The sequence below is a fragment of the Nitrospira sp. Nam80 genome (assembly GCF_965152575.1).
This window is the reverse complement of sequence record NZ_OZ224216.1, coordinates 4,640,177-4,656,660: the sequence shown is the minus strand read 5'-3', so window position 1 is coordinate 4,656,660 and position 16,484 is coordinate 4,640,177. Positions and strand designations below refer to the sequence as shown.

General features: G+C 55.7%; 18 protein-coding genes and 1 tRNA gene. 4 read left to right on the top strand and 15 right to left on the bottom strand.

All coding sequences use genetic code 11. The features are described 5' to 3' along the window. Window positions 1-201 precede the first annotated feature (201 nt). The 7 genes from ACWGXE_RS21910 to rplI form a co-directional block, all read right to left on the bottom strand. Window positions 202-618: a PIN domain-containing protein gene (locus ACWGXE_RS21910; protein WP_447600258.1), complete on the bottom strand. Its 417-nt coding sequence runs from the start codon at window positions 616-618 to the stop codon at window positions 202-204. Further along, window positions 615-881 (bottom strand): type II toxin-antitoxin system Phd/YefM family antitoxin, encoded by a 267-nt coding sequence (locus tag ACWGXE_RS21905; protein ID WP_447603827.1) that lies wholly within the window; start codon window positions 879-881, stop codon window positions 615-617. Before ACWGXE_RS21905 ends, ACWGXE_RS21910 begins: the two co-directional genes overlap by 4 nt. A 728-nt stretch (window positions 882-1,609) precedes the next feature. Then, window positions 1,610-2,281, bottom strand: a complete 672-nt coding sequence (locus ACWGXE_RS21900; RefSeq protein ID WP_447600257.1) for a response regulator — start codon at window positions 2,279-2,281, stop codon at window positions 1,610-1,612. Continuing rightward, window positions 2,268-3,425 (bottom strand): histidine kinase, encoded by a 1,158-nt coding sequence (locus ACWGXE_RS21895; RefSeq protein ID WP_447600256.1) that lies wholly within the window; start codon window positions 3,423-3,425, stop codon window positions 2,268-2,270. Before ACWGXE_RS21895 ends, ACWGXE_RS21900 begins: the two co-directional genes overlap by 14 nt. 230 nt (window positions 3,426-3,655) lie before the next feature. Further along, on the bottom strand, window positions 3,656-4,120 hold the full coding sequence (nrdR, locus tag ACWGXE_RS21890; protein WP_447600255.1) for a transcriptional regulator NrdR: 465 nt from the start codon (window positions 4,118-4,120) through the stop codon (window positions 3,656-3,658). Window positions 4,121-4,136: 16 nt separating this feature from the next. After that, on the bottom strand, window positions 4,137-5,414 hold the full coding sequence (locus tag ACWGXE_RS21885; RefSeq protein ID WP_447600254.1) for a serine hydroxymethyltransferase: 1,278 nt from the start codon (window positions 5,412-5,414) through the stop codon (window positions 4,137-4,139). 150 nt (window positions 5,415-5,564) lie between these two features. Beyond that, on the bottom strand, window positions 5,565-6,035 hold the full coding sequence (gene rplI / locus ACWGXE_RS21880) for a 50S ribosomal protein L9 (protein WP_447600253.1): 471 nt from the start codon (window positions 6,033-6,035) through the stop codon (window positions 5,565-5,567). Window positions 6,036-6,178: 143 nt separating this feature from the next. Between rplI and ACWGXE_RS21875 the strand changes: the two genes are divergently transcribed. Together ACWGXE_RS21875 and ACWGXE_RS21870 are read left to right on the top strand one after the other, a co-directional pair. Next, on the top strand, window positions 6,179-7,687 hold the full coding sequence (locus tag ACWGXE_RS21875; RefSeq protein ID WP_447600252.1) for a hypothetical protein: 1,509 nt from the start codon (window positions 6,179-6,181) through the stop codon (window positions 7,685-7,687). A gap of 58 nt (window positions 7,688-7,745) precedes the next feature. Continuing rightward, a tRNA-Leu gene (locus ACWGXE_RS21870) sits at window positions 7,746-7,832 on the top strand. Between the two features lie 6 nt (window positions 7,833-7,838). Here the strand turns inward: ACWGXE_RS21870 and ACWGXE_RS21865 are convergent. The 6 genes from ACWGXE_RS21865 to ACWGXE_RS21840 form a co-directional block, all read right to left on the bottom strand. After that, a complete protein-coding gene (locus ACWGXE_RS21865) occupies window positions 7,839-8,945 on the bottom strand; it encodes a tyrosine-type recombinase/integrase (protein WP_447600251.1) in 1,107 nt (368 codons plus the stop codon). Next, window positions 8,920-9,162 (bottom strand): helix-turn-helix domain-containing protein, encoded by a 243-nt coding sequence (locus ACWGXE_RS21860; protein ID WP_447603825.1) that lies wholly within the window; start codon window positions 9,160-9,162, stop codon window positions 8,920-8,922. Before ACWGXE_RS21860 ends, ACWGXE_RS21865 begins: the two co-directional genes overlap by 26 nt. Before the next feature lie 27 nt (window positions 9,163-9,189). Further along, the gene (locus ACWGXE_RS21855; RefSeq protein WP_447600250.1) at window positions 9,190-9,414 is read right to left on the bottom strand and encodes a helix-turn-helix domain-containing protein; all 225 of its coding nucleotides are present in this window, start codon (window positions 9,412-9,414) and stop codon (window positions 9,190-9,192) included. Between the two features lie 175 nt (window positions 9,415-9,589). Continuing rightward, a complete protein-coding gene (locus tag ACWGXE_RS21850) occupies window positions 9,590-10,921 on the bottom strand; it encodes a YfjI family protein (RefSeq protein WP_447600249.1) in 1,332 nt (443 codons plus the stop codon). Between the two features lie 415 nt (window positions 10,922-11,336). Continuing rightward, window positions 11,337-11,546, bottom strand: coding sequence for a MerR family transcriptional regulator (locus tag ACWGXE_RS21845; RefSeq protein ID WP_447600248.1), 210 nt, complete (start codon window positions 11,544-11,546; stop codon window positions 11,337-11,339). A 1,333-nt stretch (window positions 11,547-12,879) separates the two neighbouring features. Then, complete coding sequence (locus ACWGXE_RS21840) at window positions 12,880-13,404, bottom strand: winged helix-turn-helix transcriptional regulator (RefSeq protein WP_447600247.1); 525 nt, start codon at window positions 13,402-13,404, stop codon at window positions 12,880-12,882. 365 nt (window positions 13,405-13,769) lie between these two features. Between ACWGXE_RS21840 and ACWGXE_RS21835 the strand changes: the two genes are divergently transcribed. Beyond that, window positions 13,770-14,240: a hypothetical protein gene (locus ACWGXE_RS21835; protein ID WP_447600246.1), complete on the top strand. Its 471-nt coding sequence runs from the start codon at window positions 13,770-13,772 to the stop codon at window positions 14,238-14,240. Between the two features lie 263 nt (window positions 14,241-14,503). On the opposite strand, the gene ACWGXE_RS21830 is transcribed toward ACWGXE_RS21835, so the two are convergent. Both ACWGXE_RS21830 and ACWGXE_RS21825 read right to left on the bottom strand, forming a co-directional pair. Further along, window positions 14,504-14,959 carry a thermonuclease family protein gene (locus ACWGXE_RS21830; protein ID WP_447600245.1) on the bottom strand — a complete coding sequence of 152 codons (456 nt, stop codon included), beginning with the start codon at window positions 14,957-14,959 and terminating at the stop codon, window positions 14,504-14,506. 11 nt (window positions 14,960-14,970) lie between these two features. Continuing rightward, a complete protein-coding gene (locus ACWGXE_RS21825; RefSeq protein ID WP_447600244.1) occupies window positions 14,971-15,480 on the bottom strand; it encodes a hypothetical protein in 510 nt (169 codons plus the stop codon). 471 nt (window positions 15,481-15,951) lie between these two features. Here ACWGXE_RS21825 and ACWGXE_RS21820 point away from each other — a divergent pair, with 471 nt between their 5' ends. Further along, a complete protein-coding gene (locus ACWGXE_RS21820; RefSeq protein ID WP_447600243.1) occupies window positions 15,952-16,281 on the top strand; it encodes a hypothetical protein in 330 nt (109 codons plus the stop codon). The last annotated feature ends 203 nt before the right edge of the window (window positions 16,282-16,484 follow it).

The window sequence follows — 16,484 nt, the reverse complement described above, 5'->3', positions numbered from 1 at the left end:
TCGCCCATCCCTCGGGACGCGAGGACGGCACGCACTGATTACGTAGTGGAAGAGGATTTGACATCGTTTTTCTTAGAGACGAGTGGATCTCGACGGCGCATGTCCTCCGTCGCGCCACGAAGTCGCGATTCTACCTAACTTGAACAGAGAAGCAAGGGTGTTTTTCGGAGGGAAGAGAAACGCGAGAGAGCGATGCCTTGACTAAACGCCGACGACGCGGAATCCGCTGGCCTTGGAGGCTGTGGCCAGCGCTTCATCATGCGTGGCAATGACAAGGCCCGCATGTCCCCGTTCTCGCCACAGGAGCGCCGTCGCCAGATGAATCGCGTCCAACGTTCCCAGCGCCGTCGGAAGCGGCTGGGCCGCTCGGCTTAGAATCGGCCGTGTGGGATCGACCATTTCCATAGTATCGAGCAGGCGGTACACAGCTTCTCGTCGCACAGCAATTTCGTCATCGCTGAGGCCTTCCAACAACCGAAGGCGATCAAGGGTGCGGAGGCATTCGACCTCTACCAAGGCGGAGACGACCCCGCCTTCAATGGCCGGCCATTCCCGGAGAGCGTTCGACTGACCGAGGACGACTCGCAGAAGAACAGAAGAGTCCAGGTAGGCAATCACCGTTCGCCTTGCCGCTCTTCCAGCAAGAGTTTCACAATATCCACACGCAGACGCAGAGGTGGAGGCAGTGGGACGCGGGCCGGTTTCGGGGAACCAGGCACAGGGATCCTTACCTTGAGAGGGGAGGCGCCATTCTCTTCATACGGGAGTATGCGAGCGATCGGAGTATCCCGGTCGAGCACAGTGAGGCTATGGCCGCTCCTCACCTTCCGAAGATACTCGCTGAGATGAGTTTTGAGTTCAGCTATCCGTACCTTGCGCATGGTCATATGATAGTCACATCTAGTCATGAATACAAGACGTCACCCTAGTCCATCAATCCGAGTGTTGGATCGGGCTGTGCTTTCTTTACGTAGTGGAAGAGGAAAAGATATGAAGTCGCGGTTCTACTAACTTGAACGGAGAAGCAAGGAGGTTTTTTTAGTGAAACGGATTGGTGCTTTTATCGACGGCTCTCGCGCGTCCGAACACCCCTCAGCCTCGGTCATCACGTTCCGTGACCAAATATTGGACGAAGTTCCGTCAGACATGCACCGAAGACCGCCGGGGTGACAGGACTCGTCGCGCTGCTCCTGCGCCATGCCGGCATTGCACCCGTGATCGAAAATCGGCGCCAGCATGAGTCCGAATATCGTAACCAGCAGCCGGCACGAGTAATGACGGCTTCGCCACCGGTTTCTAATTGCCCCGCCCATTGATGTAGGGCGGTCGCAAGTCACTGTCCGACCATGCACGTACTTGAGCGGCGATGTCGGCCCATCGAAGGCGTCTACGTTCCGGCGCTCATGGATGTGTTTGAGTCGGAGTGTAGTTCCGCCGAATCATACGCCTCAAATCGAACGAGGCCAGCGTTCACATGCCTCGGTCAGACGGCAGGAATGTTGCCACGCGACTATATAGCGCTCGTGCCCGTACGCAGGAGTGAGAGGCGCCATGAAGAGGCAAATCGGGCGGTGGGCGGGATACGAGTAGGTCGTAGAGTCTGTATCGGCTACGGCCGGGGCTCGAGCTCGATCAGTCCCTTGCGAATGGCCAAGATGGCTGCTTGCGTGCGGTCGTAAACTTGCAGCTTGTGGAAGATGTTCCGCACGTGGTTCTTGACCGTCTTCTCGCTCAGGTCGAGGCTGTTGGCAATTTCCTTGTTGGTCTTCCCGTCGGCGACGAGCCGCAGCACGGTGATTTCGCGTTCCGTCAGATCATGTTCGACCCAGGCCGGCTTCTTTCCCTTCTTCTGGGCCATCAAAGAAAATTCAGCGAGAATCTTACTCGCGACGGACGGATGGATCAACGACTCGCCCCGATAGATCGCGCGGATGGCGGCGACGATTTGCGACGATTCCGAATCCTTGAGCAGGTAGCCGGTGGCGCCCGCGCGGACGAGATCGAATATGTATTGTTGTTCTTCGTACATGGTCAGGGCCACGATGCCGATGTGGGGAAATTCGCGTTTGATCTGACGGGTGGCTTCCACCCCGCCCATTCGCGGCATGCTGACGTCCATGAGCACGACATCCGGCATGAGCGTCCGGGTCTTCTCGACGGCTTCCGCGCCGTCCTGCGCCTCGCCGATGACATTGATGTCTTCTTTGGTCCGGAGAATCGCGGCCAATCCCTCCCGGACCACGCGATGGTCGTCGGCGATGAGCACCTTAATTTTTTCCATTTCGAAACGCCTCCTTGTCGGATAAAGGAATACGAAGCACGATCTTGGTGCCGCGCCCCTTCTTTGAATCGATCGTGGCCTCGCCGCCGACCAATCGCGCCCGTTCCAGAATGCCTCTGATCCCGAAGTGATCCCACTTTTCCGGATCGCGCAAGATCGCTTCCATATCGAAGCCGATCCCGTCATCGGTGATCGTCAGCTGCAACAAGCGCGTGCCGATTTCCAGGCGAACCGCCACCCGCTTGGCCTTGGCATGTTTGTGCACGTTGCTCAACGCTTCCTGCACGATGCGGAAGAGAAAAATCTTGGTGCGGGGGAAAAGATTGTTCTCGTCGCCCGACGCCGAAAACTCGGTCTTCATGTGCGACTCGGTTTCGAACGACCGGAGATAATTGGTCAGCGCCGGGATCAACTCCATTTTGTCGTACTGGAGCGGCCGCAGGTTGAAGATGACCTGGCGCGCTTCCTGGATGGCGAGCTTGAGTTGAGCCTTGGATTCTCGAAGGGTCGCGAGGCTCGATTTCGGGTCCTTGCGCACCAATGTCTGGCACAACTCCAGTTTGAAATTCACCCCGGCGAGGCTCTGGACGAGCCCGTCGTGGATTTCACAGGCGATTCTGGTCCGCTCTTCGGTGACCGCGGCTCCCGTCTCTTTCACATAGAGCCGATACAGCGATTGATATTTGTTCAACGTCTTTTCAATCTCGGCCGTAGCGCGGATGCGGGCCTCGATCAATTGCCACATGAATTTGGCGCTGGCGCCGCCGATGACCGTCACGCCCATGCGGTGGAAGCTTTCCAGTCGGTCTCCGACCTCGGTATTGCCGGACACGTCGATCACGAGATCCAGCCGCTCGAGATTCAACAGCAGCCGATAATCGGCGGTGACAGGGATTTGGAGACGTTTGGCAAGGGCGAGTCCCGGCGCGTGTGGATTGATCTCCGCCACGCCGACGATGCGCACCAACGGGTCCGTGGCGAAAATTTCGATCAACGCGGTGCCGCCGTGCCCGGCGCCGATAATGGCCACGTGGGTGGCGCCGGGCGGCCGGCGCTTCGCCCGCGCCGCCGGTTTGCGTTTAGGTGTCGATCGAGTGACGGCCATGAGTGATGACTTATCGGAATCGCAGGCTTGATGCGTCATCCATCCTATCAGAATAGGGGGGAATGAAGGCAGGGTTAGCCCGCATTATTCATGAGCGCTTCTGTTGCAATTGCGAATTTGAGATGGTCAGCGAGGAAGAACACAATGGCGTCTACTCTCGCGCAAGATCAATCAGATCGCGCAGCCTCCACGCGCTCGTCTCACCACGCGACTGCGCAATTTCGCGACGAAGCGCCATAAATAATGCGGGCCTGAAAGCGAAATGCGCGCTATCGTTCGCGCCGTTGCTGCGCGAGCGCCTTGATTTCGTCCATGAATTGATCGATGTCTTTGAACTCACGATAGACGGAGGCAAAGCGCACGTAAGCGACCTGGTCCAATTGGGAGAGTTCTTTCATGACTTCTTCCCCGACGAGGGGGCTGGCGATCTCGGTTTCGCCCAATTCCTGGAGCCGCTTCTCGATGCGATCGGCCACGGCCTCAATCGTGGCCATGCTGATCGGCCGTTTCTCGCAAGCCTTCTTCAGCCCGGACACGATCTTTGAACGGTCAAACGGTTCGCGCCGCCCGTCCTTTTTCACGACGGCCGGCATGGTTTCCTCGACCCGCTCGTAGGTGGTGAAGCGTCGCTTGCAGGACAGGCATTCCCGGCGACGGCGGATCACCTCGCCTTCTTTCGCCATCCGCGAGTCGACTACCTTATCCTCAACATCGTCGCAGAAGGGACACTTCACCTGGCGTCATCCCTGATCAAGAGGGAGGGGCGTCGTAGGCATGAAAGATGGGGAATCGGCCGCATAGCGCCTTGGCTTCGGCGCGCACGGCGTCCAGTGTCGCCTGATCCTGTCGCTGCTGCAACACGCGATCGATCAAGGACACGACTTCCCGCATTTCCGGTTCACGCATGCCGCGTGTCGAGACAATCGGGCTGCCCAACCGGATGCCGCTGGCGACGGCCGGAGGCTTCTCGTCGTAGGGCACCGCATTCTTGTTCACGATGATGCCGGCCGCATCCAGCGCGGTCTCGGCTTCTTTACCGGTCACGCCTTTGTTCGTAAGATTCACCAGCATCAGATGGGTGTCGGTGCCGCCGGACACGATGTGATAGCCGCGGTCCACGAGCCCTTGCGCCAGGGCGCGCGCATTGGCGATCACCTGTTGCTGGTACCGTTTGAACGAGGGAGCAAGCGCTTCCTTCAACGCCACGGCTTTGGCGGCGATGACATGCATCAGCGGACCGCCTTGCAGCCCGGGGAAAATGATCTTATCGACCGCCTTGGCATGCTCCGCCTTGCACATGACGATGCCGCCGCGCGGCCCGCGGAGCGTCTTGTGAGTCGTGGTGGTGACAAAATCGGCATAGGGCACGGGGTTGGGGTGCAGTCCCGCGGCGATAAGTCCCGCGATGTGGGCAATATCGACCATGAGATACGCGCCGACCGACTTGGCGATCTCTTGAAATTTGGGAAAATCCAAGGTACGGGCATAGGCGCTGGCGCCCACTACGAGCATGCGCGGGCGGCTCTCTTCGGCGATGCGTTGAACCGCCGCATAATCGACGAGGCCGGTCTGTCGATCCACTCCGTAGGAAAAGGCGCGGAAAATCATGCCTGAAAAATTGACGCGGCTGCCGTGGGTCAGATGTCCGCCCTGTGCCAAGTCCATGCCGAGGATGGTATCGCCCGGCTTAAGGACTGACAGATAGGCGGCCATGTTGGCTTGCGACCCCGAATGGGGTTGGACATTCACATGCTCGGCGCCGAAGATCTCTTTCGTCCGCTGGATCGCCAGCTCTTCCACCCGGTCCACATATTGGCAGCCGCCGTAATACCGCTTGCCCGGGTAGCCCTCGGCATATTTATTGGTCATGAGGCAGCCTTGAGCCGCGAGCACCGCGGGGCTGGCGAAGTTCTCCGATGCGATCAGCAGCAGTTTTTCCCGCTGGCGCTGCTCCTCCGCTGTGATGGCGGCAAAGACATCGGGATCGGTGGCTTTGAGAGCATCCAAGGTGCCGATGATATCTTGCATGAATCCTCCGGTCGACTGGCAGGATGGTGGAAAAGCGTCTACTTTACCCCCCCGGCCCTTGTGAATTTATCTCACCCTGCCACCCGCCGATTGCTGCGCAATCGATAACCCGAGACGCACATTTGGCCAGGCTTCGTTCTCGCTCCGCGCTTATTCCGCAGCCGGCGCTTCTGGCTCCTGCTTCTTGACGACATGCACTGAAATCGAAGCCGCCACGTCGCGTGGCAGTTTCACCGCAATGGCAAAGGTGCCCAGTTCCTTAATCGGCTGAGGCAACTGGATCTTCCGGCGATCCACCGTGAATCCCTGTTCGGCCAATCCTTCGGCAATGTCCTTGGCCGTCACCGATCCGAAGAGCTTGTCATCTTTGCCGACCTGCATCGGCATGGTAAGGGACACCGTCGACACTTTCTTGGCGAACGCCTCGATCTCGAACCGTTCTTTCTTGGCCTTCTCGGCGGTCACACGCTTGGCATGCTCGAATTCTTTAATGTTCCGGTTATTGGCCTCCACGGCCTTGTTGCGGGGAAGCAAGTAGTTTCGCGCAAATCCAGGGGACACATCGAGCAGGTCCCCGAGATTGCCGACGCCTTCGAGCGTCTCCTGGAGAATCACCTTCATACTGCAACTCCTTCTGTTGGAAAGAAAAAGAGAATACTGGGGGGGCGGCGAAAAGTCAATGAATTGTCGGCTGGACAGGTCCCTTCGCGGATCATTAAGATACCGGTTCTTTTGAGAAGGAATGCACAATAGATGCGAGCCCAATGATGCCGGGCGGCCAGGAGCTGAATCATTTCCCGGAAACCGTCCGGGACTTTAGTGAACAGACGGCGTCCCGCCTAGAGCGGGAGGCGCAGCGTTACGCCGGACAGTCCGTGGATCGACCGATTGCGGTCTCCGGTGGTCGGTTGGTCGAGCAGGTGGGGACGTTGCAAATCTATGAATGGAACCTGCCGGCTGGAACCATTCTGGCGCCCGATATTCCCGTGACGGTGATTCCGCCCGATGAAGGGGAGTCGACCGAGGGATTTGTATTGGCGCAGGATGGCGAGCAGGTGCTGGTGCAAACGTTCGATCCACTGGGCGATACCCCTTCCATTGCCACGTTGGTTCCGGATGCCGCGGGCTTTTTATCGCTGGCTGCAGAACGGCATGGGGACATGGCGAAAATGGGCGAGCGCTACACGTTAGGTCCTGCCGAGCGACTGCTACCCTTGTTCGAGACGGCGGAAAGGGGTGATTCTTCGACCATTCAAGTCCTTAGCTCCACCTCGGTGCTGACCATGTTCTGGCAGGAGGATGCAGCTGGGCGGCGGCAAAAATTAGCTACGACGGCTTTGGAACTGATCCGCGGCAACAAGCGCATTCTACTGATCAGCCCCGATCACCATTCCGCCGATCTGTTGACCGGTCTGGTTGCCCGAGCCATGAAAGGCGCCGGGCTTTCCTTCCGAAGTTGGCTGACCCGCTACGAAATGGCCGTGGCCAAGGACGCGGCCGGCATGGCCTTGCAGGAATTGGGGTTCGAGGCGCAGATGCATCAATTCTATGCGAAATCGCGCGCCGACAAGGCTAGTCTGAGAAGGAAGTATGAACGGTTTCGCGAATTGACGCCCTTGCTGTCCTACAAGGCGCAGAAGCAGCGAGACCTCGATGAAGTGCGCTTGCTGGAATGGCGGCTGCTGACCCAATTGAGTGAGCTGCAAGGCAGGATCAAAGAGATTGAGACGACCCTGACCGACTACGAGAAGATCCCCCTCTGGAAGCGATTGACCATGCAGGCGGTCGGGAAGAATGTGGAGACCTTACGGGAGTATCGCCTGATTCACGAAGGCCAAATCGACGGATTGAGGCGTGAACTTGATGTGGCCAAGAGCCGGATCGATGAGCTGGTTCCGGAAGCCGCCGTGCCGAAAGATATGAAGCCCGAGTTTCAGGAACTGAAGGAAGAGATCCAGCGGCTAGGGGGGACGAGAAAGATCCGCGAGCTACTTGCGGCCGAGGAAGATACCAACCGCCAGGCCTTTGTACAGAATCGCCGGCTGCTGATCACGACGGCCGGCCGGGTCCTTACGGATCCCTTGTTCAAGCGGGTCCGTTTTGATGTCCTTATCGTGGATGAAGCTCCCCGCGTCCCGAGTTCCTTTCTCGTTGCGGCGGCGGGGATTGCGCGCGAGCGAATCATTCTGAGCGGAGACGTCCGGGAGATTCGATCGGATGGGCCTTGGTCCCGCGCTCATGCATTAGTGCCGGCTGGGAATTCTGTTTCTTGACCGACTCCCTCATGATCGGCGATAATCCCCAACTCTTGTCTTTCAACATCGTGCTCATGCCGAAGTGGCGGAACTGGCAGACGCGCACGGCTCAGGACCGTGTGGGAGCAATCCCTTCCGGGTTCAACTCCCGGCTTCGGCACCAACTCTCCTAGACTGTAGCAATTCCAGAGACTTGAGAAGTGGCGGTGTGACGACGTGTTATTAGGGTGTTCAACCGTGACATGGCGTCGTCGAGTTTGTCGGGGTGAATCGTCCGATAGCGGAGGAACATTTCCACTGAAGAGTGACCCACGATCTTCATGATGGTTTCGGTAGGGACACCGGCGTCCGCGAGATTCGTGACCGCACAGTGTCGCAGATCGTGGAAGACAAAATTTTCGATCTGCTGCTCCTGACAGAGCTGCCTGACAATTCGATAGGTGTGATTCAGCTTCTTCCCCCCCTTCTGGAACACCAGCCCTTGGATGCGCGTAATTCCTTCCAGGTGGCGAAGTCGGCCCAATTCCCGCCGCAGGGTCGGGGTGAGCGGAACGGTTCGTTCCTGGCCCGTCTTGGTCAATTCCTTGGGCAAGAAAATGCGCCCTCGCTCCAAGTCCACGCGATCCCACGTCAGCGTAAGGATCTCCTCTAAGCGCATACCAGTATGGTAGCCAGTCAACAGGACAGGCTTGAACCAGGCTGGCGCTGCCTTATACAACCGCGTCCATTCCTCCGGCGCTAACACGCGATCCCGCGCATTCTTCGGCTTTGGCGCTGCCACCAGACAGGCCACATTGCGCGTAACAAAGTCGCGTTTCATCGCATGCTTCAGTATGTGCTTGAGAATGTTATGATCGATATTCACCGTCGCGGTTGCGCGCCCCGCCCCACGTTCCCGCCGAAACTGCTCGACATCCTGCACAGAAAGGTCAACCAAGAGTGTCCCCTCGCCGAAGAACGGGATGAGGACCTGATCTATCCGCTGACAGCGCTCCCGATAACTCCGCAGGCCCCTGACCTCTTCGATGTGCTTGTACTCCGCAGCCCATTGTCCGAATGTTCTGACCGACAACGCGATCCGCCCGCTTGGGATGGTGCAAGACAACAGCTTGGCCTTCAAAATCGCCTCGTGATTCTTGGCCACATGCTTATTCAGACATCCGACTCGCCACCGTTTCAATTTCCCGGCACCCGGTGGAGCGAGCGTCAAGACCTTCCCGTCGTCCACAACCCGAAACTCGACGTAATAGCTATCCTTTCGTTTGGTGAGTCCCATAGGACTGACCTCCTTTCCGTGGCTTCGCGGCCACGCCAACCAATTGATTAAGTGTGATACCTAGAGCGCCACACACCTTGATGAGGGTAGAGAGCTGCGGGTCCAATTTTCCGGCCTCCAGCTTATAGAGGGACATGTGATGGATACCGCTCTTCGCCGCTAATTGCCTGAGACTAATCCCCCGTCGCTCTCGCCATTCCTTCAAGCGTGTTTGCATCGCCATTAGTAACCTTTTAGGTATACATTATTCAAGTGGCCTGCATCGCATCGGCAGGACAGTATTCTTGTCAATCCAGGCATCGAGCATGACCAAATCAAACTTAGTGAGTCGCCCCACCTTCACAAATGGAATCCGTCGCTGACTCACCATCGTGTAGAGGGTATGAATCGAGAGGCCTGTGTACTCTGCCACCTCAGCGACAGAATAGAGCCGCTTCATAATCTTGTGGGTCATATCGGATTGGCTCATAGGAGTCTCACAAGTTCCGCAACACCCTCGTCGCTCGTCTACCTACTATCTACATACCTACACTTGAACCAGGCGGAGTGTAGGTAGTAGGTGTTCATTCATGTATCCAAAGCAGGATCAAACAATCTATAGGCCTTCAATAAAGGGTAACTGTAGGTAGTAGGGGTGTTTTTAATCATGTATCCACATTGGAGTCATGTAATCTAAAGGCCTTCTCCGATCTTCTTTTCCCTTCTCTCATCGTCTCAATGATCTTCCCTTCCCTGACCAAATCCTGAAATACCGGGTTAAATACCTTTGCCTCAGCATTCCCCCCCTGTTGGAGTTCTCGTTTGGTACGGAGTCGTCCACCGCTAAGGTTACGAACAATTTCTTTCTCGCAGCGCTCCATCGGTGTTTTTTTCGGCTGTGTGAGGTGTGTGCATACCTTAGCCGCCTGGGCTTTGAAGTAATCAATGAGGGCTATGGCTGATTCAATAGATTCCACCCCTATGACCCCTGTGTCAGGGTTCGAAGAGACCGCGTGAATTAGAGCAAGACGTCCACAATACCCAATTAATTTTGAATAGAATCCTCTGAGGATGGGGGGGACAGAAGGACTTTCACTCTCCATGTGGAGAGCATTAAAAAACTCCATGAATCGGTGGCGAGCATCCGAGGAGAGATCCAGGCAGACAGGACCCCGTGTTCCTGTGTCGGCATTCGTCTCCTGCTCCAGTGAGTACAATGTTTGAATGAGCTGGTCGTACTCATCCTGTGCCTGCTGTGAAACCGTCTGGTCAGTCCATCGGACGGGCATAGGATCTGGAAAGGCAAATAGAAGTCTTTGTATAAATCCATCTTCCCGCCCATGTTCTTCAGATAGGTCCGAGAGCATCCCTGGAGGAATGTTACCTACTACCGACAGAAAGGGTGACTCAATGAGTATGGAGTCACGGCCTAAACGGTCAACTGAAGTGGATTGGCCGCTCCAAGTCGAAAGGTAGAAGTGACGGTCCGCACCCTTGCCAGACCTATATTGATTCTGCGATTTAACCCACGCGGATAACTCATCGTGTATCATAAGGAGTCCGCGCGGATTCTCTGTTAAAAGTAGGCCTAGGCATTCAACGGTTGCGTCAGTGGTCCATGTACGCGGCATAGCAGGAGGAATTGGCTTCTCTCCTCCTTTCTTCTTTCTCCATTCTGCGAGATCTACCTGATATTGTTTCCGCACACCCTCAAAACTGCGCTGCTCTTTGGCCTGACGTTGGTGTATAGGAAAAACGGCGGCCCCCAAGGCCTGCGTTTTCCCAGAACCGGTAGCAGCCACAATAGCCCCATACAGAGCGGAGGATTCAGTCCAGCCATTTTTTAGACGGATTACTGTACTGCGGCCGATCGCCGTACCTGCGGCGACAAGAACGGGCAATGCAACGAGATCGACAGGAACGGATAAAGCCTGAGCGGTTTCCTCGACAATGGCACGGAGGGAAAGCGGAAGGGCGTTTAGAGGACACTCGTTCATGGCTATTCCCACCTCTTCTTGCCGGCTGGAAGTGAATCACTTAATGACTCCTTTCGCTCGACTGGGCGTCTCAGCATTGCGATAGCCCAGGCATTTTCTCCAAAATGCATCTGTATTAATTCCCAGCCCTCCTCCACGAGCTGGTTGAGCAACATCGCACTATGCTGAATTTGTTCAGCAGCCTCATCGATCCCACGAGGCAGATGGAGCGGTTCGAATCGGTATTCCCAGACAGGAGGGGGGTAAGGTTGAATGGGACTAGGCGGACATGTTATTCTGAGAGCCACAACTTTCTCCTTTCCTCTAGCCGCTATCGAGTCTCATCCCTCGGTGGCGGCTTCTTAGTTATGGGCGTTTCCACCCTGCATCTTGGTTTGTTGCAGATAGCTCGCCTTAGGCAACGGGCACGCTGTCATTATTGGAGCGCTGTTCCAATCTTCGGATTGTGTCCCGAGACACGCTCAGGGCTGCCAAATAGCACGCGGCGGATTGCGGCCAAGTCTTCATCCGTGTAGCGCCGGTGTCCATTCAAGTCCCGGTGGTCAGCAATCAGACCGCGTTGTTCAAACTTCCGAAGCAAGTCTTTCGACACGCCAAGTACTTTGGCGACTTGTCCGATTCGCATATATTCCTCCTCGTGCGGTTACTACCAGGCACCTTCAGAAACTATGGGTAGCGTATATGAAGACCAGGAAGTAGAACCGGCGGAACTCAGTAGGATTTATCGGGGGAGGTTTTGTCAGTCGAGCCAGTGATGTCCCAAGCTAGAACTACATCAATGAGCGGTGGATTTGATGCGATACCAGCGGCGCTCGATCGCTTCCACGCCAGTTCTCTCATTAAAGAACAATCTGAGTATTTGCTGAACGCACCGAGACCCGTCCCGAACCGTGCGTTCGTTCTGAGTGAATAGTTTAACGATATGACCGGTCAAATCCTCATTTAAGTTGTCACGATCCCGGCCCCCTGGCCCTTTTACCGCAAAGACAGGCGGTAGACTGGGCGCGCACAAATTGCCTAACGGTGAGACAAGTGCATCGTCCGGTAATCCTCTCTTCAGATCAGCTAGTCTTGTTTTCAAAAGCCTAGAAACAGATCCTGCTTGTTCTATAAGCTTGATTTGCTCCAACCGAGACCAAAAAGATTCACACTCACTACGTGTTCGGCCGTGCGGACATGGTTCATCGCTTGTACGAAAGGTAGGCTGTAGGTCCTCAATGATCGGATGGCGCAACTTCAATAGCTCTATGGCACGCCTGGCGCGTTGTACTTTTACGCGATATGCTTGCTGCCTTAGACTCTTGTCTCGGGCAAGTGATAGACCTGCCTCGCTTGCGTGCCACCGAAGCGCAAAGTAAATGCGCTGTAAAATCCAAGTATAAGCATCAGTTTGTGATGACACATCTCGGACAGTCATATCTGTGAGTTGGCGTCTAAGGGTCGGGTAATAGTTATCACGTTCTTCAGCGAAACGATTACCGATGGAATTTCGAAGCTCTCTTTCAATTTCTTGGCGAAGCTCATTGGCAGAACTCATGTGGATCTTAGTGGCAACTTTCCGTGTGCCATTCAATTTCTATGTCGATATACTTGGAGGGTAAAGCTCATCAATCGCCTGGTCGGTAACTGGCCAGCTTCAAAGCGCGTCTACAGGCGGCAGGGAGAGACAATAATGACGATTCATTCTTTCTCGCCATTCCGCCCAATCCGCTAAAACGGCTTGTTTATCGGGCGGAGGCGAAGTACTTAGTGTTCGATTCTCCGAAACATCAATACCCTCGCATTCCCATAGCCCGTACACACATCTCCAATATTCGTCGGGCGTAAATAGCGTTGCAGCGGTGTAGGCTTGCCTGCGCTGGATTGGCCACGGCGCTAGAGGGTCCACCTCGTAGAGACTCCACTTTTCCTGACCTTTTGACTGGTAATACGCACGCACCTCGCTTTCGGACGCGAGATCATCCCCCGTGAGCGAATGTAAGAGCTGATCGTAAAGTCCGTCCTTGAGTGAGCCGTTGAATGATGGCTTGTCGGGTTTCTGGCGAGACTTCTCCGATGGCATTGAGTACCTCCTGCTGGAATTCAGCGGCGGCCTGGAAGTCATAGAGTGAGCGTAGGACTTCCAGTTGGAAGCCGAGCTGCTTGCGTACTTCACTAGACAGTTCGACGATGACACGCTGAAGGCCCTTGCGGTCTCCCTCTTCGCGTCTGGCTTCACGGGTCGCCCATTCAAGTTCTTGTCGGATCGTGCGGTTGATGTCATTCAACTGCCGCACGACATCAAGCCCATAGTTGGCCACCTCTTTGGCGCGTTCCATTCCGACGTGCCGGGTCAGATTGATGTTAAGTCTCTTGACACACTTCGACACCGCTGCGCCGCTGACGCCGAAGTAATCGGCTGCCTGCCGTTGACTGTACCCTTCATTCACAAGCAAGTGATGCAGGATTTTCTGATCGATCTTCGAGGGCCGGGCGGTCTCCATATCGCTAACCTCTCAGTAACTGAACTACTCTAACATAGTGAATTCAGACTTCAAGGCCCTTTTCTCGGTTAAGTGCACGGTTGCACGATAACCAGCACAAGCACATAATGGTAGAGGCTTAGGCCACCCTGAAGACACCTCGATGTGAAGGGGGTATAGGGAACAGGGCGAGGGATCAAGCCGTTGGTTAGTCAGCAACCAGTGCGCCTTAGTCAGATGATGCGTAAAGTGAGCTACTGTTATGTATTACACATGATATGTATTGTACGCATGATCAGTATGATTCACATAAGGAGTATCATGTGTTGTATGTGTCATCCTCTAAACCTGGGAGTTGTTAGTCAAGATACCTAGGGAGGGGCCGCATGAGACGACACAGACCTGTCATTGCTGGCGTCCTGCTGGGGGTCCTGGCCGGGTGCGCCTCAACCCCGCCGTTTGAGTACGATGAGTCGAAGGACCTATACTATGGGAAGCCTGGCTATTTTGCGAGTCAGGAGGAGTGCATTGCGCGGTATCAGCAGATCATGGGCCAACAGGCGCCGTTCGTGCCCTACCTTGTGTGCAAAACGCCCGAGGCGTTGGCAGAGGGCAATCGGCTCAATCGTCTCGCGGAGCAGAAGCGGTACGAGAACGCGATGAAGGGTAAGGGATTTTGGGCGTGGTTTTTTGATCTGCATCGGGGAGGTGGCGCGTCCCCGCCGCCTCGACCGACGTTCGGGATGACGTCGACCGGCGGGACCTGGCAGGATCTGGGTGGGGGGATGATTCAGGTGCAGCCATCAGTGATCGAGCGGAGTCAGGGGGCGAAGTCCACGATCATTATGGAGCGATAACATGGAAGAAGCCCTCGCCTACATTTTCAACCCATTCGCGATCTACACGTACACCGCGGCGGTCGTGATGTGCCAGCTCTCGATGTGGTTGGTGGCGTGGTCTGCGCGGGTCCCTCGGGAGTGTAGGACGATTGAGCGCATGGCATTCCCCGCTTGAGCCTTTTCGGTCTCCTTCAGGAATTCCCTGGCCTTCCGCTCTGCCCGAATAATTGTACTGCGGGCATTCCGGGCTGCGCTGATCTGGATAAAAGTCATCAGTTCACCTACTGGTTGTCAGTGCACCATCCGGCCTTCGCATTCCCGTCATAATTCCGGGCGAGTCCCGCCTCAACCATCGCATCAGCCAAGTCCATGCCGTCGGCGATGATCAGGGCGAGGACGCGGAAGTACTTATCTCGCGCGACAAATTCCACGTTGATCTCCTGAGCGGCTTGTAGCCGGGCATTTAAGAACGCTTTGGCTTGCTTCGCCAGGGCCCGCTCCTCCTCGCACTTGCCCTTCATCTCTGGCGTATCGATGCCGACCAAGCGTAGACCGAGCTTGTCGCCGAAGATCGACGGCAGGCCGGGAATGGAAATCGTGCAGGTGTCGCCATCGTAACAGCCGTGGATGATGCCCGGACCGGCAGTGGTTGAAATGTGCGGGAATGCGGCGGAGGCGGAGGGAGTTGGGGTATAGGACGCCGCACAGAGCCAAACGAGCAAGGCGGCATGTCTCATTGTCCGCCCCCTTATTCAGAAGGATCAATTGCCATGAAGTGGAACGGATTGTTCAAATCTAGACCAAAAATACATTGTCCGTCTGAACTACGGACGCCAAGCATTCCCTGCGCGAGGTTTGGCACATAAGTGAGGTTCCACCCTTTGGGCAATAGATCCAAGCGGGTGACAGAATGCTCGCCTTCGTTCGTATATACGTAAACAAGATCAAAAAGCCCATGTTCTTCTCCGCCATTCAGCAGAATATGAAACGCATGAAAGCCTTCTTCTCGCTTATGAGCTATTTCCTCGTGAGAGATATGCGCCACGAAGGCAAACTGCACCATTATTTGGCACCTGAGAAATTGCGCTTGCTTGCTTTCCCAAGGATGTTGTTTCAATTTGTCCTGTAACTTTTCGACATTGTTTCGAGCCTCGAATGCCACCCCCTTCCAAAGTGACGACACCGATAGTTCTGCGAATGAATCTGCTGCCGTAATAGTTATACACAAAACCGTAAAAACCGTCAGTCGCCCGAACATGAATCCATCCTATATTTGTTCAGCGTCTCATCTTCCCTTCGGCAGCAGTCCCTTCTTCTCTAGGTCGTGTACATGATCCTGTAGCAACTCGGCAACATACGCCGTAAGCGACTTGTGCTCCAATGCCGCCGCGGCTTTTAGCTTCGCCACTACGTCCTTGGACATATTTCGAAGATTGAGAACCGTGTAGTCGTCCGCTTTCTTCATACGGCAGTAAGTGTAGCGGTAATAGTAGACGGAGTCAAATAGCACTTGACACCGTAATGTGTAAGAACTACAGTTGTAGTCACGCATACAATTTCGCCATGGGTACTCTATGCAAATGGCGGAGACTCAACATCCAGCTACTAGGAGCGCTTAAAGCCAGACTGCATGGATTGAAGGCGCAAGGCAGGTCGGCGGCCCGGCCTGATCCTGCATCTGCTCACACAATACTTCAACGCCCCGAAGGGGCAGAAAGGACGGTGAGTCATGAAGAAGATGGCACGCTGTTGTACGGAACGGGCGGCTACACGGATGGCCACCCTAACGGAGGCCGAGAAATTTGACTGTCTCGTGAATGAACTGGTGGATGAGTATTTAGCGACCGGCCTATCGGTCTCGGACGCCGAGGCGCGGCTACTGGACAAGGCTGTGCGCGATCTCGAATCCAACAATCCCGACCTCTACCGGAAGGCTTGTCGGTACGCGGCCGTGCACGGGATCACCGTCGCAGATTTTGTTAGCAGGTGGGTCGCGGATGAGCGCTGGCGCGTGGAACAGCGCGCACAGTATGAACTCGATCGATTGCGATGGAGTTGATTCTTTCTACAGCGTGAGAAGGGGCGCGCCCCATGAACTGTAAACAATTCCGCCGTCCGGCAAACGGTCACGCGCGCATGCGGAACGGCCTCGGGAGCCGGGGCTATCGGTTGCAATCGAAGCTCGGCCCAGTCATCTCCTTACAGCGCCTGGAAGTCCTGTTGGCACAGGCGCGGCAGCGACCCGCGAAGGCGGGCTAGGAC